The sequence below is a fragment of the Lactococcus sp. S-13 genome, from assembly GCF_004210295.1.
Lineage (GTDB): Bacteria > Bacillota > Bacilli > Lactobacillales > Streptococcaceae > Lactococcus.
Genome location: NZ_SDAK01000001.1, coordinates 885051 through 911125 on the forward strand (window position 1 = coordinate 885051; position 26075 = coordinate 911125).

25 protein-coding genes and 1 pseudogene are annotated in these 26075 nt (G+C 40.7%); 7 read left to right on the top strand and 19 right to left on the bottom strand.

From position 1 onward, the window contains the following. Window positions 1–30 precede the first annotated feature (30 nt). The 9 genes from EQJ87_RS04410 to EQJ87_RS04450 form a co-directional block, all read right to left on the bottom strand. Window positions 31–417 (bottom strand): hypothetical protein, encoded by a 387-nt coding sequence (locus EQJ87_RS04410; RefSeq protein ID WP_130123505.1) that lies wholly within the window; start codon window positions 415–417, stop codon window positions 31–33. Further along, window positions 414–701, bottom strand: a complete 288-nt coding sequence (locus EQJ87_RS04415; RefSeq protein ID WP_130123506.1) for a hypothetical protein — start codon at window positions 699–701, stop codon at window positions 414–416. The genes EQJ87_RS04410 and EQJ87_RS04415 overlap by 4 nt, the downstream gene beginning before the upstream one ends. Window positions 702–896: 195 nt before the next feature. Continuing rightward, window positions 897–2180 carry a trigger factor gene (gene tig / locus EQJ87_RS04420; RefSeq protein ID WP_130123507.1) on the bottom strand — a complete coding sequence of 428 codons (1284 nt, stop codon included), beginning with the start codon at window positions 2178–2180 and terminating at the stop codon, window positions 897–899. Window positions 2181–2365: 185 nt separating this feature from the next. After that, window positions 2366–2557, bottom strand: coding sequence for a DNA-directed RNA polymerase subunit beta (locus tag EQJ87_RS04425; protein WP_130123508.1), 192 nt, complete (start codon window positions 2555–2557; stop codon window positions 2366–2368). After that, window positions 2557–3840: a UDP-N-acetylglucosamine 1-carboxyvinyltransferase gene (murA, locus tag EQJ87_RS04430; protein WP_130123509.1), complete on the bottom strand. Its 1284-nt coding sequence runs from the start codon at window positions 3838–3840 to the stop codon at window positions 2557–2559. Before murA ends, EQJ87_RS04425 begins: the two co-directional genes overlap by 1 nt. 86 nt (window positions 3841–3926) lie before the next feature. Next, entirely contained in the window at window positions 3927–4706 is a 780-nt protein-coding gene (locus EQJ87_RS04435; protein ID WP_223804499.1) for an inositol monophosphatase family protein, read from the bottom strand. Further along, the gene (locus EQJ87_RS04440; RefSeq protein ID WP_130123510.1) at window positions 4672–4953 is read right to left on the bottom strand and encodes a UPF0223 family protein; all 282 of its coding nucleotides are present in this window, start codon (window positions 4951–4953) and stop codon (window positions 4672–4674) included. The genes EQJ87_RS04435 and EQJ87_RS04440 overlap by 35 nt, the downstream gene beginning before the upstream one ends. A 136-nt stretch (window positions 4954–5089) precedes the next feature. Then, window positions 5090–5479, bottom strand: coding sequence for a transcriptional regulator Spx (gene spx, locus EQJ87_RS04445; RefSeq protein ID WP_130123511.1), 390 nt, complete (start codon window positions 5477–5479; stop codon window positions 5090–5092). Between the two features lie 150 nt (window positions 5480–5629). Then, complete coding sequence (locus tag EQJ87_RS04450) at window positions 5630–6154, bottom strand: DUF1273 domain-containing protein (protein ID WP_130123512.1); 525 nt, start codon at window positions 6152–6154, stop codon at window positions 5630–5632. A gap of 79 nt (window positions 6155–6233) precedes the next feature. Here EQJ87_RS04450 and recU point away from each other — a divergent pair, with 79 nt between their 5' ends. The 3 genes from recU to EQJ87_RS04465 are packed head-to-tail and all read left to right on the top strand — an operon-like array spanning window position 6234 to window position 9610. Continuing rightward, a complete protein-coding gene (recU, locus tag EQJ87_RS04455) occupies window positions 6234–6881 on the top strand; it encodes a Holliday junction resolvase RecU (RefSeq protein ID WP_130123513.1) in 648 nt (215 codons plus the stop codon). A 40-nt stretch (window positions 6882–6921) separates the two neighbouring features. Further along, entirely contained in the window at window positions 6922–8979 is a 2058-nt protein-coding gene (locus EQJ87_RS04460; RefSeq protein ID WP_130123514.1) for a transglycosylase domain-containing protein, read from the top strand. Window position 8980: 1 nt separating this feature from the next. Continuing rightward, on the top strand, window positions 8981–9610 hold the full coding sequence (locus tag EQJ87_RS04465; protein WP_130123515.1) for an MBL fold metallo-hydrolase: 630 nt from the start codon (window positions 8981–8983) through the stop codon (window positions 9608–9610). Window positions 9611–9651: 41 nt separating this feature from the next. On the opposite strand, the gene EQJ87_RS04470 is transcribed toward EQJ87_RS04465, so the two are convergent. After that, complete coding sequence (locus tag EQJ87_RS04470; RefSeq protein ID WP_130123516.1) at window positions 9652–10737, bottom strand: LysM peptidoglycan-binding domain-containing protein; 1086 nt, start codon at window positions 10735–10737, stop codon at window positions 9652–9654. 236 nt (window positions 10738–10973) lie between these two features. Between EQJ87_RS04470 and cysK the strand changes: the two genes are divergently transcribed. Together cysK and EQJ87_RS04480 are read left to right on the top strand one after the other, a co-directional pair. Then, window positions 10974–11906: a cysteine synthase A gene (gene cysK, locus EQJ87_RS04475; RefSeq protein WP_130123517.1), complete on the top strand. Its 933-nt coding sequence runs from the start codon at window positions 10974–10976 to the stop codon at window positions 11904–11906. A gap of 247 nt (window positions 11907–12153) precedes the next feature. After that, window positions 12154–13800, top strand: a complete 1647-nt coding sequence (locus EQJ87_RS04480; RefSeq protein ID WP_130123518.1) for a peptide ABC transporter substrate-binding protein — start codon at window positions 12154–12156, stop codon at window positions 13798–13800. A 63-nt stretch (window positions 13801–13863) separates the two neighbouring features. Here EQJ87_RS04480 and EQJ87_RS04485 read toward each other — a convergent pair whose 3' ends face one another. The 6 genes from EQJ87_RS04485 to EQJ87_RS04510 form a co-directional block, all read right to left on the bottom strand. Next, window positions 13864–14733, bottom strand: a complete 870-nt coding sequence (locus EQJ87_RS04485) for a C40 family peptidase (RefSeq protein WP_130123519.1) — start codon at window positions 14731–14733, stop codon at window positions 13864–13866. A 107-nt stretch (window positions 14734–14840) separates the two neighbouring features. Continuing rightward, window positions 14841–15986 (bottom strand): cysteine desulfurase family protein, encoded by a 1146-nt coding sequence (locus EQJ87_RS04490; RefSeq protein ID WP_130123520.1) that lies wholly within the window; start codon window positions 15984–15986, stop codon window positions 14841–14843. A 197-nt stretch (window positions 15987–16183) separates the two neighbouring features. Continuing rightward, window positions 16184–16459, bottom strand: a complete 276-nt coding sequence (locus EQJ87_RS04495; protein WP_010905402.1) for an HU family DNA-binding protein — start codon at window positions 16457–16459, stop codon at window positions 16184–16186. 105 nt (window positions 16460–16564) lie between these two features. Further along, window positions 16565–17239 (bottom strand): YpmS family protein, encoded by a 675-nt coding sequence (locus EQJ87_RS04500; RefSeq protein ID WP_130123521.1) that lies wholly within the window; start codon window positions 17237–17239, stop codon window positions 16565–16567. Window positions 17240–17247: 8 nt separating this feature from the next. Next, complete coding sequence (locus EQJ87_RS04505; protein ID WP_130123522.1) at window positions 17248–18078, bottom strand: SGNH/GDSL hydrolase family protein; 831 nt, start codon at window positions 18076–18078, stop codon at window positions 17248–17250. Between the two features lie 54 nt (window positions 18079–18132). Continuing rightward, a complete protein-coding gene (locus EQJ87_RS04510) occupies window positions 18133–18969 on the bottom strand; it encodes a DegV family protein (RefSeq protein ID WP_130123523.1) in 837 nt (278 codons plus the stop codon). Window positions 18970–19171: 202 nt separating this feature from the next. Between EQJ87_RS04510 and trhA the strand changes: the two genes are divergently transcribed. After that, window positions 19172–19822: a PAQR family membrane homeostasis protein TrhA gene (gene trhA / locus EQJ87_RS04515; RefSeq protein WP_130123524.1), complete on the top strand. Its 651-nt coding sequence runs from the start codon at window positions 19172–19174 to the stop codon at window positions 19820–19822. A gap of 37 nt (window positions 19823–19859) precedes the next feature. Here trhA and EQJ87_RS04520 read toward each other — a convergent pair whose 3' ends face one another. From EQJ87_RS04520 to EQJ87_RS04530, 3 genes and pseudogenes are all read right to left on the bottom strand, one after another. Further along, window positions 19860–23096: a DNA polymerase III subunit alpha gene (locus EQJ87_RS04520; protein ID WP_130123525.1), complete on the bottom strand. Its 3237-nt coding sequence runs from the start codon at window positions 23094–23096 to the stop codon at window positions 19860–19862. A 194-nt stretch (window positions 23097–23290) separates the two neighbouring features. After that, window positions 23291–24509 (bottom strand): annotated as a pseudogene (locus EQJ87_RS04525) (C39 family peptidase). A 36-nt stretch (window positions 24510–24545) separates the two neighbouring features. Next, window positions 24546–25580, bottom strand: a complete 1035-nt coding sequence (locus tag EQJ87_RS04530; protein WP_130123526.1) for a C39 family peptidase — start codon at window positions 25578–25580, stop codon at window positions 24546–24548. Window positions 25581–25805: 225 nt separating this feature from the next. On the opposite strand from EQJ87_RS04530, the gene EQJ87_RS04535 reads away from it, so the two are divergent. Further along, window positions 25806–25988 carry a YjzD family protein gene (locus EQJ87_RS04535; RefSeq protein WP_130123527.1) on the top strand — a complete coding sequence of 61 codons (183 nt, stop codon included), beginning with the start codon at window positions 25806–25808 and terminating at the stop codon, window positions 25986–25988. The last annotated feature ends 87 nt before the right edge of the window (window positions 25989–26075 follow it).

Sequence of the window (26075 nt, forward strand, 5' to 3'; positions counted from 1 at the left end):
ACCAAAAATCCTTTATGTTGGTTCAATTTTTTAGTTAAATAGATTAGAATACATACCATTATAGTTTCCACCAGCATCTTCGCCAGCTAATCCTGCCTGTTCTTGCGGTGTCAAATGTCCAGGGGGACCAACATTTCCAGTTGTGTTGCTTGAAGGGTTACTTGATACAACATTGTCTTGTGTTTCAGCATTTTCAGAGCTAATTGCATACCATGCAATTCCCTCATATTTCCATCCTACTTTTTGAAGTTGTGATTTTTCATAAGCTGAAGCTATGTAGAGGTGACCACCAGAATTGGTGGCATTAGGATTATAGAGACGATATACAGGTGTAGTTCCGCCAGAATGGAAGCTGATGCCTTCATAACGCCAACCTATTGATACGAGGCTATTTTTTTCGTAAGCCGATGGGGTCACAGAAAGTGTTCACCTGAAATTGGATTATAAACACGATAAATGTTTCCACCAGTGGTAGGTTCTGTAAAGGTTACGCTATCTTCTTGCCAGCCGTAGGTGTGAACACCTACTTGAGTCCATTCATAATGGCTAGAGGTATAGAGATGATCCCCGTTTTGGTTGTTATAATCGCGATAGACTGTTTGAGTTCCTGCATGAGCAGTAGCTGCTTGAGCATTTAATGCAACTCCTATGGAGAGAAATGATGCAGTCGTTAAAGTGGCTGCTAAAGTGGATTTTTTCATCAGCATTGCCTACAAGTCTTCTCTGTTCCTGTGGAACAGAGAAAGCTAGCTTTCTTTTTGATTTAGATTTATTATAGCTCTTTTTTGAGATTATGAAAAGCTTTTTTGATGAAATTTCATCAAAAACTTCACTAACAGCCTGGTCAGTAAAGTTTAACTGAAAAAAAACGGCATAAGCCGTTTTTTTATTATTCATTATTTTACTGTTGCTGTTGAAGCGATGATTTCTACTGCTTTTTTCATTGCAATATCATGTTTGAGCATATCAACTGGCAAAAGTTTTGCAACTTCTTCTACTGGCATATTGTATTGACCAGCAAGATCTTCAATTTCAGCTTTCACTTCTTCGTCTGAAGTTGTGAAGTTTTCAGCTGCTGCAATAGCTTCTACGACAAGGTTTGTACGAACACGTTTGTCAGCATCTGATTCGTATTGTTTGTGAAGTTCGTCTTCAGTTGTACCTGTGATTTGGAAGTACATTTCTGGAGAAATTCCTTGTTGTTGCATTCCGCCAAGGAATTCGTTCATTGCACGATGTACTTCATCGTGAATCATTTCTTCTGGAATTTCTTTGATTTCTGCGTTAGCTACTGCTGCTTCAATAGCGGCTGTTTCTACTGCATCATCATAAGCTTCTGCTTTTGATGCTTCAAGCTCTTTGCGGAATTTTTCTTTGAGTTCTGCAAGAGTTTCTACTTCTTCGTCGATGTCTTTAGCAAGTTCATCGTCAAGTTCTGGCAATTCTTTTGCTTTAACTTCATTAACTGTTGTGACAAAAAGTGCTTCTTTACCAGCAAGATCTTCTGCTTGGTAGTTTTCTGGGAATGTTACTTTAACTTCTACTGTTTCACCAGCTTTTGAACCAACAAGTTGTTCTTCAAAACCTGGGATGAATTGGCCTGAACCAAGTTCGAGGCTATGGTTTGAACCTTTTCCGCCTTCGAATTCAACGCCATCAACTGAACCAACAAAGTCAATAACAACTGTGTCGCCATTTTCTGCCGCTGCTTCTTTAACAACGAGTTCTGCCAAGTTGCTTTGAGCATTTGTCAAGCGTGTTTCAACTTCTTCGTCTGAAACTTCTTTTGTTGCTTCAACTTCAACTGCGAGTTCTTTATAGTCGCCAAGTGTTACTGTTGGTTTTACAACAACTTCAGCTGTCAATTCCCAGTCAGAACCTTTTTCCATTTTTGCTACGTCGATTTTTGGTTGAGCAACTGGTTCAATAGCTGCTTCTTTAACTGCTGCATCGTAAGCTTCAGGAAGAACTGCGTTCAATGCTTCTTCATAGAGTGCTTCTTCACCATACATTTTGTTGAACATTTGACGGTTGATTTTGCCTTTACGGAAACCAGGAACGCTGATGTTAGCTTTTACTTTATTGAAAGCTTTGTCAAGCCCTTTTTTAATTGTTTCTTGATCGATTGAAAATGAGAGTGTACCTTTAGTATCACTAGTTTTTTCAAAACTTACAGTCATTTTTTTCTCCTTATTTTGAGCAAATGCTCAGAAATTCATACCTCTCAAGGTTAGCATAAAACACGCTATATTTCAAGTATTTCTTGCTTTTTTAGCTAGGAAAATGCGTTTCTTAGATAAGAGATTTCATATTTTTAAAAAATTGTATGAAAGAAGCTCGACTTTGACTAAAATCGAGCTTCTTTTTATTTGCTTGGATTGAGTTTATCAAGGACTTCTTTCCATAATTCATGCTTAAAGATATGCGAGGGATTACCTCCACCTAAAAAACCATAACCTACGATGAGTCCTAAAACTGCTGCTGCGACCAATAAAATTGCGACAAGAAGAATAAGTGATACTCTCATTCCCAAAAATTTTACGGTTCTTTTAAACATTAACCTTCTTCTCCGTCTTCATCAAACACGCGCTCAATGGTAGCACCGAGGGCTTTGAGTTTTTCGTGGAATTTGTAATAACCACGATCCAAATGGTTGAGTTTTCTTACTATGGTTTGTCCTTGAGCAACAAGTCCTAAAAGAATCAAAGCTGCACTGGCACGTAAATCAGTTGATTTTACGGCTGCTCCTTGCAAGTTTGAATTTCCTTGAATGAGGGCTGTATTTCTTGTGATGTCTACTTCTAATCCCATACGACGCATTTCTTCAAGGTGTTGGAAACGATTTTCAAAGACGGTTTCTACCATTACTGATTCGCCTTGAGCGACGGCTTGAGCTGCGGTCATTTGCGACTGCATATCTGTGGGAAAGCCTGGATGAGGCATTGTTTTGACTGTCGTTGCTTTGAGTTTATCTGGGCCAATAACGCGCAAGCCTGCTTCTTCTTGAACAAAATTAACACCCATTTCTCCAAGTTTTGAAATCAAGGGACGATTATGTTCGGCAATGGCGTCTTTGACTAAGACATTTCCTTGAGTCATAGCTGCGGCAACCATGAATGTTCCCGCTTCAATCCGGTCTTGAACAACAGCGTGGCGTGCTCCGTGCATTTTTTCGACTCCTTTGATGATAATGGAATCAGTTCCAGCACCTTTGACATTTGCTCCCATTTTGTTTAACAGGTTTGCTAGGTCAACGATTTCTGGTTCACGGGCTGCATTTTCCAAAGTTGTTGTTCCTTCGGCTAAGGTTGCTGCCAACATCAGATTTTGGGTTGCTCCAACAGAGGGGAAGTCCAAATAAATGTGAGCACCTTTTAATTTGTCTGCTTTAGCTTCGATATAGCCAGCATTTTGGGTAATCTTCGCTCCCATTTGTTCAAAACCACGCAAATGAAGGTCAATGGGGCGCGAACCGATTGAGCAGCCACCTGGCATTGAAACACGAGCCTGACCATTGCGTGCTAAAATTGGTCCCATTACAACGATTGAGGCGCGCATTTTGCTGACGTACTCATAAGGCGCTTTTGTTTCAATGGCAGCTCCTGCTTGAGCAAGGATTTCTTTTTTATTTTGATCAAATGTGATGTCGACCCCAAGGTAATCAACCAAGTTATTCATCATGAAAACATCACTCAAAATAGGGACGTTACGGAGAACAACTTCACCTTCACTGGCGAGCAAGGTAGCAGCGAGAAGCGGAAGAACCGCATTTTTTGCCCCTTCAATCTCAACTTCACCTTGGAGTTTTGTTTGACCACCTTTGACGATAATTTTATCCATTTTGCTTAGTATCCTATTTTTCTTTTTTGTATTTCTAAATTATAGCATAAAAGAACGAAGTGGTTTGCTATTTTTTTTCGGTTTGATTAACTTTTGATGTATTTTTGAATTTCAGAAATGAGGGTTTTCGGTGCTGTGAAAACCTTCTCTCGACAGTTAAACTGTGGTTTTTCTCCTGCTAAATTCAATGTAATATAACCGATTCTTTCAGCGATAATACTGCCCGCTGCATAATCCCAAGGCTGAAGATTGCTGAAATACGCTGTAATTTTTCCTTCTAAAAGTTGGGTATAACTGATTCCAGCGCTTCCTACAATACGCACACCAAGGGTATGGCTACTCAAATCTTGAAGGCCACCAGAATTGGTACGATACATATGGCTATTGACACCAAGTAAGCTATGTTTTAGTTTGTGTGGCTTGAATTCTAACTCTTTTTGGTTACAAAAGGCTTTGTGACTGTCGCACCAATAAAGTTTATCTTTCATCACATCAAGAATCAAACCAAACTTACCCACGCCAAATTCATAATAGGCCAGCATTATCGCAAAATTATCTTTTTGAACAATGAAATTGGTCGTCCCGTCAATCGGATCAATTATCCACAGATGAGGTAATTCTTTGCTAAATTTGATTTTTTCTTCATCTTCTTCAGCCAAAATCTTGTCATTTGGAAAATGATGAAAAATATTTTTGACTAATTTTTCTTGAACTTCGTGGTCAAAGTTAGTGACGAGGTCGTCATAACGCGTCTTTTCTGTGATTTCTACTGGTTCTGCCAAGTTTTCCTTGAGAAAATTTCCAGCATCACGAACCCAATCTTTTGCTAATTCAAGCCTTCTGAGCACTGACAAATCGTTTTTCACTGGCCTGTACCTCCTTGAGCGCACGGTAAAGTGAATAACCGCTACTTGCTTCAAAGTCACGTCCTAATTGTTTTTCTTGCATTTTTGACGGTACTACTTTTTTGAAAGTGGCGTAGGCAGTTAGAAAAACTTCTTTTTCAACTTTACTTTCATAAAATTTTTCAACTTGACTGAAAAAAGAGAGTACTTCTGTCATTTCAGCAGTACTCCAGTTCAAATCAAGAGGATAAGTGTAATTTTCTTTCATTTTTCCTCAGTTTTTTATCTTTTGTCAGCACTTTTTTTACTGACGGAAAATCCGTCAGCATTTTTTCTGCTGCTTTTTTATTTTTATCAGAGATTTTGCTGACGAAAATTTACGTCAGTGATTTCTCTGGCAATTTTTAATATTCCATTGCGCTGAGCATCTCAGCACGGCGATATTCACGGGGCAAAAATGCGCGAATTTCGTCCTCGTTAAAGCCAATCTGCAAATGCTTCGAATCTGTAATAATTGGACGGCGTAAAAGATTTGGAAATTCAGTAACGAGTTCAAGGAGCTCATTGATGGTCAAGCTATCAACGTCCACAGCCAATTTTTGAAATACTTTTGACCGTGTCGAAATGATGTCTTCTGTTCCATTTTCAGTTTTTGTCAAAATATGACGTAAATCAGCTGCTGTCATTGGTTGGGTCAAAATGTTGTGTTCTACAAAGGGCACTTTGTGGCTCTGCAACCACGCCCGCGCTTTTCGGCAACTTGTGCATGAAGGCGACAAATATAAATCGATCACAGTCTTATTTCCTATTCTTTTCAATTTTATCAGCAAAATTTGTCTGTCGTCTAACTGACGAAACTTATTTTACCTCTGAAAATATTATACCAAAATTACTGACGCAAAAAAAGTGGGTATTTATTCATCAAATAATTTTCATGACAAAAATTACTCGTTCATCTCCTCAAAAGTGTCTTGTAAGTCTTCAAAATCTAAGAAAAAAAGCTCATAAGTGGCTGTATTTCTCATTTTTTCCACCATATATTTTAATTTTGTCACATTTTCTTCATCATAAAAAATAAAAGCACCTGCTGTATTTTCTAACAAGAAATCATTGTACTGACGAAATTGACTCGCATTTTCATAAGTTTCATAAGCATATTTAACAAAGTCTACCTCCTTGAAAGCCGCTAGTTTCAGCTGATTGGCTTCGTTCCAATTTTGCCCCTGCGTTTCAAAAGCAAAAATTGTACCAATTTTAAATTCATAGTCTTTTTGCAATGTTTTGGCTACCTCTAACGCCCAATATTCAAAGCCAAGATTACCTGTGAAAATCAACCACTCAACCCCTTCTTCTAAGAAACCAATCAGTCGATTTTTGACCGCTTTTTTGATAACCGAAACTTTCAAGTCTTTTTCATCAAAAATGCCTAAATCAAAGCTCGTATAACCCATGATAAGCAGTGAATTCATAAAAATTTTCCCCTTATAAAAAATATGATATAATAATATTATATAACTATCTGAAAAGTTAATAAAGGGACAAGAAAAAATGGTCAATTACCCTAATGGAAGAAGTCATCCTTATCTCACTTCTTCTCAACAAAATTTGCTGCCACAAAAGGCAACTCCACTAAAAACGGGCAGCAGCACCAAAAGTGCTGCTGTATTTGGAAAACGGGGCATGAATTTTGAAGAAGAAATCAACGCTACAAATGACTACTATCTTTCGCACGGTTTGGCTGTCGTTCATAAAAAACCGACACCAATTCAGATTGTCAGAGTAGATTATCCCAAACGAAGTCGGGCAAAAATTACCGAAGCTTACTTTAGACAGGCTTCAACGACCGACTATTCAGGTGTTTATCAAGGACGTTACATTGACTTTGAAGCTAAAGAAACACAGCAAAAAACGTCATTCCCCTTGAAAAATTTTCATGAACATCAAATTGTTCACATGACAAATGTCCTTGCACAAGCCGGCATCGCATTTGTCCTTTTACATTTTGCAGCTTTGAATGAAACTTATCTTCTTCCTGCCTCTTCTCTCATTCATTTTTATCGAGAAAAGCAAGGGCTAAAGTCCATCCCACTCAGCTACATTCGTGAAAAAGGTTATAAAATAGAAACCAATCAAATTCCCAGAATACCTTATCTGGAGATTGTAAAAAAACTTTGTGAGGTACATCAAAATTTCTAAGAAATCTAAGAATACAAAAAAGGTAACCCAAAGCAAGAAAATGAAACGACATTCGGCTAAATCTCGTTTATGGACTGCTGTAAAATTGCTCCTAATCTTCATTTTTTCAGCTATCATTTTAGTTCTTGCTGCGGGAGGCGCTGTCTTTGTTTACCATGCTAAAGATGCTCCAAAATTAGAACTAACGAAACTACAGTCCCTTCCTTCACCAAAGGTCTATGCAGCAAACGATCAGTTGGTTGCAACCTTGGGTTCAGAGCAGCGTAATCTTGTTCAAACGAATAATATTCCCGTGATGTTGGTTAACGCCGTCACTTCTATCGAAGACCATCGCTTTTTCAATACTCGCGGAATTGACCCGATTCGGATTGCTGGCGCATTTCTCAATAATGTCAAAGGGGGATCACTCAACGGTGGTTCAACCCTTGATATGCAGTTAATCAAACTGTCATTCTTTTCAACTGATAAGACAGACCAAACCTTAAGCGTTAAAATTCAAGAAGCGTGGATGGCGCTACAATTGGACCAAAAATGGACCAAAGAACAAATTTTCACCGCTTATGTCAACAAAGTCAATATGGCAAATGGTTACTATGGTATGGGAACAGCTGCCCAAGCTTATTATGGAAAGAATTTAACAGAACTTTCCATTGCTCAACTGGCTTTACTCGCTGGAATGCCTCAAGCACCTAATACTTACAACCCTTACACCAACCCAACTTCAGCAAAATGGCGACGGGATATGGTCATTAACGCCATGTTCCGCTATGGCAAAATCACAGCAGCCGAACAAAAAGCGGCGCTTGATACTCCGATTGAAGACGGGCTTCAACCTTTGCAACAAAGTGCCAATATTCCAGCCTACGCCGACAACTTCCTCAAGGAAGCTTTAGCTCAAGCTCAAACGATTGCTGGCGAAGATATTTTAACGCAAGGGGTGAAAATCTATACAACTTTAGATCCTGCAGCGCAACAAAACCTTTACAACATCATCAATACAAATGATTATGTGACTTATCCTGATGATTCACTACAAGTTGCTTCAACGGTCGTCAACGTTCAAACGGGAGCAGTTGTCGCTCAAGTTGGTGGACGAAATCAACCGGCTGATGTTACCTTCGGGACTAATCAAGCGGTTCAAACTGACCGCGACTGGGGTTCAACGATGAAGCCAATCGTCGATTATGCTCCTGCTTTTGAAAATAACATCTATACTTCAACTAACAATACAATAACAGATCTACCAACTACCTATCCAGACGGAACACCACTGAAAAACTGGGACAACAACTATATGGGCGCAATGACTGTAAAAAATGCCCTTCAATTATCACGTAACATTCCAGCAGTGAAAACTTTGATTAGTGTTGGACTTCAAAATTCAAGTAAATTTGCAAATGGCTTGGGAATCGACCTTGGTGATGAGCAATATTCCAACGCCATTTCTAGCTACCCGACTATTCCAGCCGAAGATCAAGATAAAAATACTGGAAATAAATACGGAGCTAGCTCAGAAAAAATGGCTGCAGCCTATGCTGCTTTCTCCAACAATGGTATCTATACCAAGCCTTACTATGTTTCTAAGCTTGTTTATCCTGACGGTCGCGTCGTAGAGTATAAGCCCCAACGTTCACAAGCAATGCAAGCTTCAACAGCTTATATCATGACTGATATCCTTCAAGGAGTGTTGACCTTGCCCCTATCACAATCGGTTGGCTCTTACGCCGCTGTCCCTGGTTTACCTGCTGCTGGTAAAACGGGAACTTCTAATTATACTGATGCTGAAATGGATCAAATTACAGAAGAATATGGTAATTTGCCAGGCATGGTCTCACCAGACGAAAATTTCGTTGGTTATACGCCAAATTATTCAATGGCTGTTTGGACAGGTTATACGAAGCGGATGACACCAATCTACGGCACCAGCACTCGGATTGCTACTAAAGTCTTTTCATCCATGATGTCTCAATTTTATCCTGATCCTTCAACTGTGAAACCTTGGTCTATGCCAACAGGTTTGACTCAACAAGGAACGGCTTTGGTTAAGACGGACAGCTCTGGTCAAACGATTACTCCATCTTCAGCAAATGGTGGTTGAGATGAAAATTGAAAAAATAACAAATCAAATTGCTCAGGAGAATACTTATCTCCTGAGTAATTCGTCTTTTTGCCTGATTATTGATCCAGGAAGCGAGCCCGCTGTCCTTCTGGAGGCTATTGAGCGCTTGAATAAGCCTTTGTGTGCCATTTTGTTGACTCATGCTCACTTTGATCACATCATGGGCTTAGAAGCGCTAAAAAAGGCCTTCCCTGCTGCCCCGGTTTATGTAAATGAGCTTGAAAAAGAGTGGTTATCAACTCCTGAGCTGAATGCATCTTTATTGCTTCTTGGCAAGCCAGTCACAGCACCGGCTACTAATTACTTTTATGAAATGGGGAAAACTTACGATTTGGGCGGGTTTAAATTTTCTGTTCTTGCAACGCCTGGTCACTCGATTGGCGGGGTGAGCTTATGTTTTGCTCAATCTGAGGGGACTTATGTTTTTACGGGGGATGCGCTTTTCAAAAATACGATTGGACGTTGGGATTTACCAACGGGAAATCACGAACAATTGCTCCAATCTATCCGCCAACAACTGTTTAGCTTGCCTGATGAATTTCAGATTTTCCCTGGACATGGGCCAAGTAGCACGATTGGTGCTGAAAAAAGAACAAATCCATTTTTCTGATAAAAAAAATTACTGACTTATGTCAGTAATTTTTTTATTGTTTAAAGTTGGATGGTTTGACCTGGATGAATGACTTGACTTACGCCAAAACCATTGATGGCGGCTAGTTGATCGGCGGTCATCCCGTTAGCTGTCGCAATTGAGTAAAGGCTGTCGCCGTTTTGAACAGTGTAAGTCCCTGCTGAGCTGGTTGTACTTGCGTTTGAATTGCTTGAAGCACTAATTTGTAGATTTTGCCCAACTTGCAATAAAGAATTTAAATCTGAGATGCCATTAGCGGCAAGAAGTGACTTGACACTAACTCCAAAATGTTCAGCAATTGAATAAAAGCTATCGCCAGCTTGGACAGTGTAAGAATTTCCTGCAGAACTGCTGCTTGTTGTAGTGGTCGTGGTTAAATTGCTACTGTTTGAACCTGAGACTTGCAAATTTTGACCGACATGAATAGCATTTGCATCGCTCAAGCCATTGAGTGACACAAGTGCTGAAACACTTGTTCCATATTGAGCTGCAATTGCCGAAAGTGAATCGCCTTCTTTAACAGTATAAGTTCCTGTTGAGCTACTGCTGCTTGTCGTTGTAGTTGTGGTCGTTGTAGTGGAAACGGCAGCCCCTTGGTCATAAGCGCTCAAACCAAGTTCATAAATAATACTGTTTAATTTTGCAGCGTAGCCTGGATCGGTTGCATAACGTCCTTGCAGCCAAGCTGTGGCATCAAGATAAGAACTGGTATTTTCTCGCCAAGCTCCTGAGTAATAAGATGAGCCGCGCAAAAGTTGAGCTTGAGCTAGACAAGCTTCATAGACTGAGCCATAGGCTTGAAAGGGTTCAACGACATTGGTCATCACTCCATCAAGATATTCTTGAGTTGGGAGATATACAGGTGTTCCTGAGCTGTATTTAACGCCAAAGATATTATTATAATTGCTCGCAAGTGCGCTTTGGCCGCCGCTAGACTCTAAAATTCCCTGAGCAATCATGACCGACGGATAAAGACCGTAATCATTGGCAACAGGGACAGCAGCATTGATAATTTCTTGAACTGATGAAGCTTGGGCTGTGATTCCTCCTAAGCTTGCGAGAGCGACAATGGACGCTCCTAGGGCAAATTTATGTTTAGCTTTCATTAAAAATTCCTCTTTTTTTGGGGTAAAGTCGTGTGACTTGAAATAAATTAGTGCAAGCCATGTTTTTTGTGATTATTATTAGTATAAAAATTTTTTGATGAAATGTAAAGCGTTTTATGTCTTTTTTAGGCTTCCTGTTGTTATAAAAATTTTTTAGGTCAATGATAGGGCATATTTATAGACAAATTTTAGTTTTTCATTTTATAATGGAGAGAGAATAAAGTGAGGTATTTGAAATGGCTAAGATTTATGAAAACATTACGGAATTAATCGGACAAACCCCTATCGTTAAATTGCAACACGTTCCAGAAGACAGCGCCGATGTGTATGTCAAATTGGAAGCTTTCAATCCTGGTGGCTCGGTTAAAGACCGGATTGCGCTGGCTATGATTCGTGCTGCTGAGGCTGATGGCCGCTTGCAAGCTGGTGGGACAATTGTTGAGCCAACTTCTGGAAATACAGGCATCGGACTTGCTTTTGTGGGTTCTGCCTTGGGTTACAAGGTGGTTATTGTAATGCCTGAATCGTTCTCAATTGAACGTCGTAAATTGATTCAAGCTTATGGTGCTGAATTGGTCTTGACTCCGGCGGCTGAGGGAATGAAAGGAGCAATTGCCAAAGCAGAAGCTTTACGTGATGAAAAAGGTTATTTCCTTGCTATGCAATTTGAAAATCCAGCAAATCCAGAAATTCACGAAAAAACAACCGGTGCTGAAATTATTGAGGCTTTTGGCCCAACAGGACTTGACGCTTTCGTGGCTGGTGCGGGTACAGGGGGAACAATTACAGGGGTTTCTCATGCGCTCAAAAAAGTTAATTCAGCGGTCAAAACTTACGTTGTTGAAGCTGATGAATCTGCGATTCTCTCTGGTGAAGCTGCTGGCCCGCACAAAATTCAAGGGATTTCTGCAGGTTTTATTCCGGGAAATTTGGACACTGAGGCTTACGACGAAGTGATTCGGGTCAAAGGTGATGATGCGATTTTGACTGCTCGCCATATTGGTGGAAAAGAAGGCTTCTTGGTTGGTATTTCCTCTGGTGCTGCGATTTATGCGGCCTTGCAAGTGGCGAAAAAACTGGGCAAGGGCAAAAAAGTACTGGCACTGGCGGCAGATAATGGGGAACGCTATTTATCAACTGTTTTGTATGATTTTGAGAGCGAAAAATAAGAAATTTAGCTAGAGAATTTACTGACGGATGTTCAATTGATGAGAGAATTTACTGACGAAAATAAATTTGGCTTAGAAAAATCGCTGACGGATTTTAGTTAGTGATTTTTTGTAGAGAATTTACTGACGGATTTGTTTTTTCTGAAATTTTTGTGTGAAAATTCACGTATTATTTCTTTTCAATTTCCTAAATTTTCTGCTAGAATCGTAACCGATAACAAATCAATATTTTAGAAAGATTGATAAAATGAATAAATTAAAAATTGCTACTCTTGCTGGGCTCTCCCTGTCCGCTACTGTTTTGCTGACGGCTTGTGCAAGCTCTGGGACAAGTTCTTCAAGTTCACGCAATATTCAATATAGCTTGAACTCCGACGTCTTGACTTTAGACTCAAGCCTTGCCGCCGATGTCAATTCGATTGACACCTTACTCAATGTCCAAGCTGGACTGGTGCGCTTTGACAAAAATGCTCAAGTCGTCAATGACCTTGCCAAATCAATTGATATTTCTAAAGATGGTTTGACTTATACGGTTCAATTGCGCGACGGATTGAAATGGTCCAATGGCGACAGCTTGACGGCTAAAGATTTCGTTTACGGCTGGCAACGGACAGTTGATCCAAAAACTGGCTCACAATACGCCTCATTCTTGGCTCCAGTCAAAAATGCCACCGAGATCATAGCTGGCAAAAAACCACTTTCTGACTTGGGAATCAAAGCTATCAATGCTCACAAACTCGTCATTACTCTTGCGGCACCGACGCCATATTTCGAAAAATTGATGACGGTGCAAGCTTACTATCCTCTCAACCAAAAATTTGTTGAAAAATATGGTAAAGCTTATGGAACAAACTCTGACAAGACACTTTATAACGGAGCTTTCATTTTTGCTAAGGGTTCTAAAGGCTGGACAGGTTCAAATAAAACTTTCAGCTTAGTCAAAAATCCGAATTTTTATGACGCCAAAAATGTCAAAGCCAAAGGGATTACTTATCAAGTCATCACGGAGAATAACACCGCCGCACAACTTTACAAGCAAGGTAAGCTGGATATGGCCATTCTTGACACCCCTCAACTGGTCTCAACTTACAAATCTACCAAAGGCTATAAAATCCTTCCTGCCCCCCGTGTGGACGTTCTGGAATACAATCAATCTGGCAAAGTCCCTGCATTGAATAATCTCAAAATCCGCCAAGCACTCAATCTGGCAACCAATCGCAAAGGTTTGCTGGAAACGGCAGCCCCTTATTTCACAGTAGCCAATACGGTCACACCAAGTGGTTTAGATAAGGCTCCAAATGGCGAAGATTTTGCTAAATATGCTGCGCAACCTTATGCTTTTGATGCAAAAAATGCAGCTGAATTATTCAAAGAAGGATTAAAAGAGATTGGTAAAACATCCCTGACTTTGACCCTTGAAGGCGATAGCGACGACACTTATCACAAGACAGCTGTAAATTATTTGACAGCTAGCTTGTCTAAAAACTTGCCCGGCTTGACTGTCAAGGAAAATCTTGTCCCTAAAGCACAACGGCTCAAAGATGCACAAAACAACAACTTTGAAATCATCTTGTCCAGCTGGGGTGCAGATTACAACGAGCCATCCGATTTCTTGATGAACTTTATTACGGGCAGCCCCCTCAATAACGGTCGTATCAGTAACGCCGCCTACGACAAAGCCTATCAAGCTGCAACGACCATGCCTGATATCATGAATGATGAAAAGCGCTACGCCGACTACAAAGAAGCTGAAAGCCAGCTCTACCAAGCCGCTAATCTCAATCCGCTGGACACTCAAGCCAAACCCGTCCTCCTTAATCCAGAGCTCAAAGGCGTTTCTGAATATAATTCTGCCATGCTCTATGACTTGCGCTACGCACAATTTGTGAAATAAAATCTTTTAGATACGAAAAGTTACTGACAAAATAGTCAGCAACTTTTTTTATCCATAAAATTTTTAAACTTCACGGCGAACATTACCATTTTCAAAGAGCTGCTCCCAAGTCATATTCCCCAAAACTTTGCGGTTAATGACTTGATTAAGCCGACTAATACTAACCCCGTCGGTGCTTGTCGAGTCGTGCAGTATAAAGCCATCACCCAAATAAATGGCTGCGTGTTGTTCATTTTCACTCGCGTCATCTGGCGTAATCAACAAATCTCCACGCCCTTTATTTGCCCAAGTTTCCGCAGTCCCAGTTTGAGCCAGTAGTGTCGTTGAAGCGGCGAACTGATAGACCAAGGATTGCCCGCCCAAGCGATACATCTGTGCAATGAAACTTGAGCAGTCAAATTCATTTTTCGCCACAGAAGCATCCGTTCTGCCACCACCATAAACGTAAGGACTCTCGCCGACCAATTTTAACCCAGCTGCAATTGTTTTTTCAATCACTGTGTTATCAGATTTCAGCGATCCAGCCACTGCCTCATAGGCTTTTATGACATCATCAGTACCATTTTTCTTGGTGAAATAGTAAGTATAACCCCCAATTTTTTGCAGACCATAGAGCATTTTTCCTGTTTTGGGACTAAAATATACCGTCCCACCGTTCAGGGTCATGAAACCCGTTTTCATAGCGCCAGTGGATTTGTCAAAATAATAAGTACTGCCCTTGATTTTTTGAAGGCCATAAAGCTTACTTTCCCCCGAATAAGCATAAGTTTGTGCAGATTTACTGACCAATTTAATCGTTGAGGCCTGCACTGCTTTTACACCCATTTCCATAATTTTCCCTGCGCCAAAAATAGCAATCATCGTGAGTCCTAAGAGTACTATTTTTCGTAATTTTTTGTGCTGATTTCTAGCACTCCTTCTATGTTTTTCCATGTCTTATTTATAACATTTTAACTTTAATGACAACTTAATAACAATACTTTAAGATTTAAATAAGAAAAAATGACTTGATAAGGAAATCAAATCACTTTGGTATTTTTTTAGCCACTGACTTTTTCTAGTTCTTGATAAATTTGACGGAAAACGGTCAAAAATTGTTCCACTTCTGCCATGTTATTGCTGGCATCAAGCGAAATTCTAACGGCGCTAGTTGCAATTTTTCCTGAAACATTCATTGCGACCAAAGTCCCAGCCGCCGCATTTTTCTTGGATGAACAAGCCGAGGTCGTTGAGATATAGATTTCATGTTGCTCAAAGGCATGAACAACCACTTCGCCACGCACCCCACGAATTCCAAAAGTCAAAATATTCGGAGCAAAATCCGCCATTTCACTAAATAAGACAACCTTGTCATGTTTTTTCAATTCGTCAAAGATAATTTGTTTCATGGCTAAAACTTTGCTGCGTTTGCGCTCATCATCTTCCAGAGCCAGACGCAGTGCTTTGGCCGTTGCCACGATTCCTGCTAGATTTTCCGTCGTTGAGCGACGATTTGACTCTTGCCCACCACCATGCAAAAGCGGTGTGACCCGCTTGCCTGCTCGGACAATGGCGAAACCAAGTCCGCGTGGCCCATGAAATTTATGAGCCGAAAAAGTCGCAAAATCTACTCGCTCAACCAACCAATCCTCAACAGCAATTTTTCCGATAGCTTGTACCGCATCCACATGGAAAGAAATTGTCGGATAATCCCTCAAAAGTGCCGCAATTTCTGCAATCGGTTGAACCGCTCCGACCTCATTATTGACTGCCATGACCGAGACCAAGATTGTTTCATCACGAATCAATTTTTTTAGCTCCGAAACAATCACAAAACCCTTATGATCCACTGGTGCATAATCCAACTCAAAACCTTGCGTTGTCAGCCACTCTGCCGCATTTTTCACCGCTGGATGTTCAACACTAGACACAATCAAATGATTACCGTAAGGGCGCTTCTCAAAAGCCACACCCTTCAAAATCCAGTTATCCCCTTCAGTTCCTCCGCTGGTAAAGAAAATCTCTTGTGCTGTAAGTCCAAACAAATCAGCAACCTGCCGGCGTGATGCCTCCAAAAGTCGAGTTGCCGTCGTTCCCAAATTGTGTAAACTTGAGGGATTTCCCATAATTTTAGTTGCTACATCCGTATAAGTCCGCAAAACCAACGGATTAATCGCCGTTGTTGCCGAATTATCAAAATAAATCATTATTTTTTCACCTTCAATATTTCAAAATCATTTTCTATTTTAGCACAAATGCCTAAGAAAAGTTCCCCTAAGTGCTGAAAAGCAAATTCTTACTCTGAGCATTTCTAAAGGAAAATCAGGCTCCCCCTTTTTGAGGATTTTAGCAAAACAAAAAGCACTGTTCAACCGGACAGTGCTTGATGTTACTTAGACAATGCTTATTTAACAGCGTCTTTCAAAGCTTTACCAGCTTTGAATGCAGGAACAACTGTTGCAGCGATTTTAATCGCTTCACCAGTTTGTGGGTTACGACCTTCACGAGCTGCACGTTCACGAGTTTCAAAGGTACCAAAACCAATCAATTGAACTTTTTCGCCTTTCGCAAGGAATTCAGTGACAACTTCACCAAAAGCATTAACTGCTTTTTCTGAATCTTTTTTAGTCAATCCTGTTTTCGCTGCAACTTCAGCGATAAGATCTTGTTTGTTAGCCATTTTAAAAATGTCCTCCGTTTGTTTTTTACCTTAAACCTTAGGCAGTTTTCATTTTAGCAAATCTTGCCCCAGTTTGCAAGCAAAAACGCTATTTTAAGCCACTTTTCAGGCTTTTTTCATGAAATCGAAAGTGAAGTTTCCTTTATCCAAATCAATTTGGTTTGCTTTGAGATAAAGGTCGGACGCCAGCTTAATTTTAGGCAATTGAATAATCACCTGACTGCTTTTACTTTCCACTTGAACAAAATCAGGGAGATTGTAGGATTTGACCATCGCCAACACATCCGAAGTCGGTAAACTCAAGCTTCCAGCTGAGATGCTTTGCACCGATAAGCTGACTGCCCCATCTGCAAGCGCCAAAGGTTGGAAATAAATATAAAGTGGAATTTTCGTCCCAAAAAGTTGATAAGAAGCTTCGAGAACCGCCTGTTGACCAGAAATATAAAATTTATAGGTCATCTCTTTTGTCTGGTAATCAGCCAAATAACTATTAATCAGTTGGTTCAATTGAGGCGTTGTCGTCGTAATCTGGGCTACTTTTTGGTCAGTCTGACTGCTATTTTTTTGCGTCAAAACAGCCTGATCACGTGGCATCATTACACGGACTGCCACAAATAAGACCCCTGCTAAATTTAGCGCCAAAAGCAAGAGAAAAAGCCATTTCCAAAGCGAATTTTTTGCTTTCTCAGGTGAACCTTCTGGTGTTTTTGGAGCTTTAGAACCCGGACTCTTTTTCACAATTTTCTTTGATTTTCTTGATTGAATTACTTGATTATCCATTGTTTTTCTCACTTATTAACCTTCTCATAGCTGGCGTAAGCTGCATTTGCCATAATCTGATAACCTGTATTATTTGGATGAAAATGATCGCCCGTATAAAGTAGATTATTCTCTACCGAAGATGAAGACGAATCCGCCTCAACAGCCTGGGTTGTTCCAGTTCCTTTATAGAGCAAGTCGTTAATCGGAACAAAATAAACCTTATTTTCCTTAGCGATGACTTCTTTTGTCGCTTGATTCCAATCATCAATAACATTTTGCATGACCGTCAAATCTGGAAAGTTGATATAAAAAGGATTATAAATTCCGAGCACATAAATCTGCGCCTTTGGATTATCCTTACGAATTGTATCTAGCAACTTTTTAACCCGCTTTTGATAGGCCGCCTCAGGCTTGACAAAGTCTTTCTCACGCATTGTCGACAACTTGGTTACATTATCCCGAATTACCTTCAGAACGTCATTCCCCCCAACTGTAATGGTGATAATATCCGCTTTTTTTAATCCCGCCTGAATTTTTTCTTGCTTAAGCATTCGGTTATAGATTTGCGTGCTGGTATCTCCCGCCTTGCCAAAATTTTGGCTGACCACCGAATCGTTCGTCCCGTTTTCAATATTTTTGGCAAAGAGAGGAACAAAACCACCTTGCCCTGTTGCATCACCAACGCCCTCTGTTAACGAATCCCCCAAGGCTGTATAAATTAAAGTTTTGGATGCGCTTGTTTTTTTCACTGCCCCAAACCGATCCTGAGCCTTAGGAAAAATCACCCACAAAGCAGCAAAGATTAGCAAAATTGCCAGCAAAAAGCCGGCAAGTGTACGCAAAGAATTTTTCATCATTTTTTCTTGCACTTTCTATTTACAAAAATAAAATTGCAAACGAACGCTGAGTTCTTATTCATAGTCAATCATAATCGCCCAAGCCCCTGGCCCTGTGTGCGTTGCAATTGTTGTATTTGTATCCATGACTGAAATTGGTTTTTCAACAAATTTTTGCAAAATTTCTTTTGCTTTTTGTGAAAATTCTAAACCTTGAGCATGAGAAATACCAATTTCACGAATCTTACGACCTGATTGGCTCATGTGCTCAGCAAGTTCATCAAGCCATTTGTAAAAGGTCTTATTTCCTCGACCACGCAAAAGTGTGTTGAGTTCTCGATCTTTCAGAGTTCCAATCACTCGCACGTGCAAAAGACTGCCAAAAAGTCCTGTCATTCGACTCACACGACCACCTTTAACGAGGTTTTCTAAAGTTGAAAAACCGATATAAAGCTCTGTGTTTTCACGAATCGTCTTGATTTTTTCTAAAATCTCCGCTTTTGTTGCGCCTGCTTTTGCCAATCGTGCCGCTTCGACCACTTGGAATTTTTGGGCTTGGTCTGTGAAATCACAATCGACCACAGTCACATCATGCCCTGAAAGCATTCCACCTTGTCGAGCTGCTTCAACTGTCCCTGATAAAGCTTCCGTCAAATGAATCGAAATAATTTCATCATCTTCGTTAGCAACTTTTTCATAAACCTCAGCAAAAACCCCAACTGGTGGTTGACTTGTTTTCGGCAAATTTTTCGATGCGGCCATTTTGATCATGAACTCCTCGAACTTCAAGTCCTCATCTGAATACATCGTCCCGTCAATTGTCACTGACAAGGGAACAATCGTAATCTCAAGCTCACGCGCTAACGCAGGATCAATCGTAATGGATGAATCTGTCACAATTTTTATTGGCATATTTATTACGTGAACGCCCCATTGCTCTCCCTAAGAGTTTCTGGCTTGTCCAATTCCTTTTCTATACAATTTGTGCTATCATATATTATAACAAATTTTCAGGTGGAAAGAGCAAAAAAGGTTAGAAAGATGTGTTTTTTAGATTTCCTCAGATGCTTTCTTTTCCATTATTGATAAATTCACTAAAAATCGGAGATGAAAAATGGAAACAGAAGGTTCAAAAACATATCAGATTCTCAACGAAATCTTCAATGCCGTCACTCATGGGGCAGGAACAGGTCTAGCCATTGCTGCCCTAGTGTTGCTCATTCTTAAAGGCGCAGCTTCTGGTTCGGCACTTGAGCTGGTTGCTTTTATTATTTATGGTGCTTCGCTGGTATTGCTTTTTCTTTTTTCAACTTTGGCACATAGTTTGCATTTTACTCGCGCAGTCAAAGTGTTTCGTGTGTTTGATCATAATGGAATTTACCTTCTCATCGCTGGGACTTATACGCCTTACTGCTTGGTCGCCCTCAATAATTGGTTGGGCTGGGCTGTCCTTTCGGTCATCTGGGTTTGTGCAATTCTTGGGATTATTTTGACATCCATTTATCTTCCAAAATGGGGAAAGACGCCCAAATTATCTACTATTTTGTATGTGGTGATGGGCTGGATGATTCTGCTGGCTATTTATCCACTTTGGCAAGTTTTAGAAGCTGCTGGTATCTGGCTTTTAGTCGCGGGAGGGGTCGTTTATTCTGTGGGTGCAGCCATTTATCATTTCAAATTCCCTTTTGCCCACGTTCTTTGGCATCTTTTTGTCTTATTGGCAGCTGGGTTGATGTTCTTTTCGGTTTACCTCTATGTTGGCTAAGCTAAATTTTAAAAACCGTTCATGAGCGAACGGTTTTTTATTTGTAGATTGCGGCTAAAACATAGCCTTCTAAGCGTTTTTGGAGGATTTCAGATTCGGCAACATAAATTTTGGTTTGTGTTGTTTTTTTGCTATCCGAAAAATGCAAAATCACTTGATGGGAGCCAGAAAATTCACGGAGAATTTGTGAAATTTTTTGGTTGTATTGTTCGTTTGCTAAGTTGAGCCAAAGTTTTTTGTTACTTTCAAAAGCAGGTGCTAAGCGATCGGCAACCAATTGTAAATCGTCATTGCGCTCAGAAATTTTGCCACTAATCAAGTAAAATTTTCCTTGTTCCAACTCACTTGCTACTTGCCGATAAATTTCAGGGAAAATTGTTACATCCAATTTTTCACGGCTATCACTCACTGTTAAAAAGGCCATTGTCTGACCATTTTTAGTCCGGTGAGTTCTCAAGTACTGAAGTTCAACCAAGATTGTTGCATTTTTATTTTTGATAAGTTGGTTCAGAGGAGTGAAATTTCCGGCTAATTTTTCGGCTAATGTCTGGAGCGGATGAGGAGTGATGCCCACGCCAAGCAGATTCTTTTCAAAGTCATACTTTTCAGCTTGAGAATAGTCCTCCGCTGCCTGATAACTGAATTTTAAGAGGCTGTTATTGGCAAATAAATCGAGCTGAAAAGTTTGATGATAATTGATTAGAGACTCCAGATTTTCTGCCAAACGACGGCGATTTTCTCCATCGGTAGTGTCAAAAGCACCGATTTGAACGAGGGGTAAAAGTAAGTCTACCCGTTGAAATTGTGCAGGGAGTTGTTTGACAAAGTCTGATAAGTCTTGATAGGGTTGATTGTCCACAATGAAGCGGGCAAATTCTCTTGATATACCTTGAATATGGGCCAAGCCTAAACGAATTTGTTTTTGATGAACAAAATCGCCCACCTTAATTTGATTGATTGTTGGTTTGGCAATTTGAAATCCTTGTTCTAAAGCATCCAAAATCATCATTTCGCGCTTACGATCACGCATCAAAATTTCATAAAATTCCGCTGGAAAATGGGCTTTGAAATAAGCAATCTGAAAGGCGAGCGCTGCATAGGCAAAGCCATGTGACCGGTTAAAGCCATAATTGGCGAAGCGTTCAATCAAATCATAAATTGCTTCGGCTTGTTGGGCTGAATGTCCTTTTTGAGTTGCGCTAGTCAAAAAATCTGCGCGTAACTGCTCAAGCTCGCTCCCTTTTTTCTTGGAAATGGCACGGCGCAGTAAGTCAGCTTTTCCGAGAGAAAATCCAGCAAAAGCTTGGGCAACTTGCATAATTTGCTCTTGATAAATCATAATGCCATAGGTTGGCTGCAAAATGCTGCTAATCGAAGCATCAATCTCTGGAACGGCTTCTTTGCGATGGCGTCTGGCGACAAATTGAGGGATAAACTGAGAAGGGCCTGGTCTGAAAATCGAGGTGGCATCCACAATGTCATCAAATTTACTCGGAGCAAGATTTCGCAGGAAACGGCGCATTTGTGGATTTTCAAATTGAAAAATTCCTAATGTGTTTCCAGCTCGAAAAAGTGCAAGGGTTTGTTCGTCTTCAAGATTGATTTTTAACGGATCAATGTCAATATGCTGACGTTTTTTGACTAAAGTTCGTAATCTTTCGATAACGGTGAGGTTTCGCAAGCCCAGAAAGTCAATTTTCAGTAGGCCAATGGCTTCAACATCAGGCGCTTCATATTGAGTGAGCGCGAGGTCTTCTGAAGGTTTTAACGCCACGTAATTGACTAAAGATTGATCTGAAAGAACAACGCCAGAGGCGTGAGTGGAGGTCTGGCGAGGCAGTCCTTCAATGCGTCTAGCAACTTCGTAAATTCTTTTTAATTTACTGTTTTTGAGGATTTCGGCTTTAAAACGTTGATTATTTTCATATTCGTCAGCTAAATTTCCAAATCGGCGATGGAGTATTCGAGTCAGATTGGTCAGTTCGGCTTCACTCATGCCAAAGGCTTTGCCGACGTCGCGCAGGGCTTGACGTTTGCCTAAGGTTGAAAAGGTGACAATCTGCGCGACATGATCAGAGCCGTAACGATTTTTCATGTAAGCCAGAAGTTCGGCACGACGATCATCGGGCATATCAATATCAATATCGGGCATCGCCACACGTTCTGGGTTGAGAAAACGTTCAAAAAAGAGGTTATTTTGAACGGGATCTACCTGAGTAATTCCTAGCACGTAAGCCACGAGAGAGCCGGCAGCTGAGCCACGTCCCATTCCACAATAAATTGCTTGCTCGCGAGCGTAGCGCAGCAAATCAGCCACAATCAGAAAGTAATCATCAAAGCCCATTTGATGAATAACGGACAATTCTTTTTCCAGGCGCTCTTGGTAGAGTGACGAATTTGCTGACGGACTGGTTTTGGTTTGCGTCAGCATTTTCTCTGGCTGATTTTGATTGGAAATCGCTTCGGGCATTTGCGTCAGCATTTTCTCTGCTTCAATTTTTGCTGTCAACCCTGAAAATGCTTGTTCACGCAATAATTCAAAGCCTTCACGATTTTTGTCAAACTGGGGCAGAGCCAATTTTTCTGAAAAATCATAACTTATTTTCGCTGTTAATTTTTCTAAATTGGTCAGTGCTTGAGGAAAATGCTTACGAAAATGTTGCTCATAAATTTCTGGACGTTGAAGCAATTCGCTAGAACTATGCGTTAAACTTTCGTCGAATTTGACGCCGTCGCGCACTGCGTGCAAAATCGCCAAGGTTTCATTGTCCGAAAAAGTCAGATAGCGCACCGCTGGAAATGCCAAAGTTGGCAAACTAAACGTACTCGTTGCCTCCGTGAGTGTGTTGATTCCGACATAAAGTTCATCAGCTTTGGCGCACAGGGCAGAAAGTTCACTCAAATTTCCATAAGTTTCGGGCAAAACCAGCGCAATGTCCGTCAAATAAGGATCGATATCCTCAAATTTTCGCCGACCATAATTATACAATGTCGAAATTCGGAGTAAATTTTTGTAACCCGCAGTGTTTTTGGCGATAAATGAAAAATCAATCGGAAAACCTTGCCACTCAAAACTCAGTTCACTAGCAATAATCGGTTGCAAATTCAGCGCCCGTGCCTTTTTAACAAAACGAAAAGCTGCATGAAGATGACCCACATCACAAATGCCAACAGTCTGATACCCCAGTCGCAGCGCTGTTTCCAGATAGTCGTCAATCTTAACCACACTGTCCAAAAAGCTGTATTCTGTTTTCGTATTTAGCGGTGCAAACATTTTCTCCCCCTCTCCTTTTCCCATTTTTGGGAAATTTTGCTCTGACGTCAGTGATTTTTCCAGAGAAATTACTGACGAAAATTTACGTCAGCATTTTCTCTAATAAAAATCCTATTAGCACCATTATACTACATTTTCTAGCAGGCTTTTAAATAAAAAAACAAGGGACGAATGTCCCTTCCTTGTTTTTATCTCTAGCGAACCACCACAGCATACTTGCGGGCATTGTAAATCGTTTCAAAAGTCGTTCGACTCAACCAAATAAGTCCCACTAATTGGGTCTGACACATGAACTTGATTACTTGCCTTGTTAAAACCGTCCAAAGTCACCGCGTGATTATTATTGACCGCAACGCCAAACGGCCAAGCCCCCCAGCGCACCGGTTGAAAATTGATAGTCACCCAAGTCACCACAGGATTTCCAGCACGCACCTCATTGATTAAAGTATCAACACTTGCCCCAGAAATATTAGCCACCTTGGTCTCGTACTGCTTGCCCCAAGTCGTTAATGGTGCTGGATAAATTGCAGAATACACGCTTGGTGCCTCCACAAAAGGACTTCCCACGAATCCATAATTGGGATTTCCATTTGCCGCCTTAGGAATTGTATTCAAAAACTGCCCCAAAGACCAAGACGTTACTTTTCCTTTATACTGCAAAGCCTGCAAAAGTGAAGCTCCCTCACAACCACTCGGCGCTCCTAACGCATACTGATTGTAATTTCGCACACCCAACAAACGATAGTTTGTATAACTTACACTCGCCTGCCCTTCGGTTAGCGCATACCATGCAATTCCTTCATATTTCCAGCCAACTTTGACAAGCTGGGATTTCTCATATCCAGAAGCGGTATTAAGATGAGCGCCCACGCCTGCAGCAGGATTGAACAATCGATAAACCGGAACATTCCCACCTGAATGGAAAGCGATGCCCTCTGATTTCCACCCTATTTTTACAAGCTGAGAGGATTCATAACTTGAAGAGGTAAAGAGATGCTCCCCTGATTTTGGATTATAAACCCGGTAGATGTTAGTTCCTGTAGTCGGCACATCAAAAGTTACTGTATCTTGAGTCCAATCACTTGCAATTTTAGGCAAAGTCGTCCACTCATTATATGACGTATAAAGATGTTCCCCAGAACGCCTATTGTAATTACGATAAATCGTAGTACTTGGCGTCACTTTTGAAGCAGGTGCCATAAACAAGCGTGCAGATTTCGCATCATCCGCGGGTGCCTCTTCCCCTAAGCTCTGCTTAGGAGCTTGAGTTTGCTCGGCTTCTTCTTGTCCCTCCTTGACTGGAGGTAACAAAGTGACCGTTTGTCCATTGATCGTCACTTGATCGCCCGCCTGCTCAGCGTACACCTGCTTTGAAGCACCCAAAGCCAGCAGCAAGGCCATACCAATTATCATTACATTTGTCTTCCTCAAATTTTCTCCTCCATTTTTTTATCTTGGAAAAACAGACCAAGCAGGTCGACCCGCATTCCAGTCATCCGAAAGCTGTGAAGGATGAGTCCACAAACGATCCACACTATTTGCCCCACCAATCCGATGAAGCGGATCATGCACCGTCGTATAACCATTAATATATCCTGATAAGACCACAAAGTGCGACGCATTCGGAACCGTATAGAGCCACTCCATCCCATAAATCACTGGTTTACCTGATATCAGCTCACTGATCAACTGACTTTCGCTCGTGATATGGTTAGCTTGCATTCCGTAATAATTAAGAGTACTTAAAATCGTTTGACCATCAATCCCATCCCCATAAACATTTGGGTTATTATAGTTTCCAATCGCATGAGCCGTTTGAGCCACCTGCACTGGGTTATAATTTCGACCAAAACCATTCAAAATCATTGCAATTGAAGTTGGCCCACAACCCTCAGGCCCTAAAGTTGAATCCCCAATCCTGACATTTCTCCATCTGGCATCATCTTGATACAAAAAATTAGAATGCCACACTGTTTTTTGTGGAACCGCAGTAGCCCCCTGATCCAGAGCATACCAAGCAACCCCTTCGTATCTCCAGCCGACTTTGATAAGTTGAGATTTTTCATATGAATTCGCTGTATTGAGATGAGCGCCAATTCCCGCAGCCGGATTATATAGACGATAAACCGGAATTTGTCCACCAGAATGAAAAGCAATCCCTTCTGATCTCCAACCAATTTTCATAAGCTGGGACGCCTCATAAGCCGAGCCAGTAAACAAATGCTCTCCTGAATTTGGATTATAGACACGATAAATATTAGCGCCCGTAGCAGGTTCATCAAAAGTAACACTATCCTGTGTCCAATCACTTGTAGTATTTGCTAACGTTACCCATTCATAGTGCGAAGTATATAAATGCTCTCCTGAAACAGTGTTGTAATTACGATAAATCGTATCTGCCAAAGCGCCCGAGACACCCAAATTTCCTACAATTCCTGAAGCAACTAATGCGCCTGCTACAACTAAAACCTGTCTTTTATTCATTTACGCCCCCTCAATTTAAGCGCTTACTTTAAAAATCAAATAATATCCGCCATAATACTATGATTATATCACAATTCCCAACAAATAAATGACCAATCTATCTCAGATATTTCCAATTTTTGATTAAATTCTTTACCTCACCTTCAAAATACTCAAACATTTGAAATTTGCATCAATTTGTATTATACTGAACACGGATAATAAAATAATGGAAAGAAGTATATTATGAAACTTATCGTCACACTTTTTTGGGCACTCGTCCTCGGTCAAGTCGTTGGTTACATTGCCACTGCACTCTCAGGCGTTCCAGACCCAGAACTTTGGACAACACTCATTTCACTCCTCTTTGGACTTTTTGTTTATCTTTTTCAAGCCGTTGCTGTGGAAAAAGATGCTAAAGCAAACTAAAACCGCCCAAATCTTCTCACCGTTTTAGATTCAAATGAGCAAAAGAAAATAAAAATAAAAAGTTTCTAACAAGTTGTTAGAAACTTT

Bases quoted from the DNA above. Each gene is read 5' to 3' on its own strand.
- tig (WP_130123507.1), bottom strand. From the start codon at position 2,180: ATGACTGTAAGTTTTGAAAAAACTAGTGATACTAAAGGTACACTCTCA.
- cysK (WP_130123517.1), top strand. From the start codon at position 10,974: ATGGCTAAGATTTATGAAAACATTACGGAATTAATCGGACAAACCCCT.
- EQJ87_RS04465 (WP_130123515.1), top strand. From the start codon at position 8,981: ATGAAAATTGAAAAAATAACAAATCAAATTGCTCAGGAGAATACTTAT.
- EQJ87_RS04485 (WP_130123519.1), bottom strand. From the start codon at position 14,733: ATGGAAAAACATAGAAGGAGTGCTAGAAATCAGCACAAAAAATTACGA.
- EQJ87_RS04480 (WP_130123518.1), top strand. From the start codon at position 12,154: ATGAATAAATTAAAAATTGCTACTCTTGCTGGGCTCTCCCTGTCCGCT.
- EQJ87_RS04535 (WP_130123527.1), top strand. From the start codon at position 25,806: ATGAAACTTATCGTCACACTTTTTTGGGCACTCGTCCTCGGTCAAGTC.
- EQJ87_RS04500 (WP_130123521.1), bottom strand. From the start codon at position 17,239: ATGGATAATCAAGTAATTCAATCAAGAAAATCAAAGAAAATTGTGAAA.
- EQJ87_RS04495 (WP_010905402.1), bottom strand. From the start codon at position 16,459: ATGGCTAACAAACAAGATCTTATCGCTGAAGTTGCAGCGAAAACAGGA.
- EQJ87_RS04520 (WP_130123525.1), bottom strand. From the start codon at position 23,096: ATGTTTGCACCGCTAAATACGAAAACAGAATACAGCTTTTTGGACAGT.
- murA (WP_130123509.1), bottom strand. From the start codon at position 3,840: ATGGATAAAATTATCGTCAAAGGTGGTCAAACAAAACTCCAAGGTGAA.
- EQJ87_RS04510 (WP_130123523.1), bottom strand. From the start codon at position 18,969: ATGCCAATAAAAATTGTGACAGATTCATCCATTACGATTGATCCTGCG.
- EQJ87_RS04470 (WP_130123516.1), bottom strand. From the start codon at position 10,737: ATGAAAGCTAAACATAAATTTGCCCTAGGAGCGTCCATTGTCGCTCTC.
- EQJ87_RS04415 (WP_130123506.1), bottom strand. From the start codon at position 701: ATGAAAAAATCCACTTTAGCAGCCACTTTAACGACTGCATCATTTCTC.
- EQJ87_RS04490 (WP_130123520.1), bottom strand. From the start codon at position 15,986: ATGATTTATTTTGATAATTCGGCAACAACGGCGATTAATCCGTTGGTT.
- trhA (WP_130123524.1), top strand. From the start codon at position 19,172: ATGGAAACAGAAGGTTCAAAAACATATCAGATTCTCAACGAAATCTTC.
- EQJ87_RS04450 (WP_130123512.1), bottom strand. From the start codon at position 6,154: ATGAATTCACTGCTTATCATGGGTTATACGAGCTTTGATTTAGGCATT.
- recU (WP_130123513.1), top strand. From the start codon at position 6,234: ATGGTCAATTACCCTAATGGAAGAAGTCATCCTTATCTCACTTCTTCT.
- EQJ87_RS04460 (WP_130123514.1), top strand. From the start codon at position 6,922: ATGAAACGACATTCGGCTAAATCTCGTTTATGGACTGCTGTAAAATTG.
- EQJ87_RS04425 (WP_130123508.1), bottom strand. From the start codon at position 2,557: ATGTTTAAAAGAACCGTAAAATTTTTGGGAATGAGAGTATCACTTATT.
- EQJ87_RS04505 (WP_130123522.1), bottom strand. From the start codon at position 18,078: ATGATGAAAAATTCTTTGCGTACACTTGCCGGCTTTTTGCTGGCAATT.
- EQJ87_RS04440 (WP_130123510.1), bottom strand. From the start codon at position 4,953: ATGAAAGAAAATTACACTTATCCTCTTGATTTGAACTGGAGTACTGCT.
- EQJ87_RS04530 (WP_130123526.1), bottom strand. From the start codon at position 25,580: ATGAATAAAAGACAGGTTTTAGTTGTAGCAGGCGCATTAGTTGCTTCA.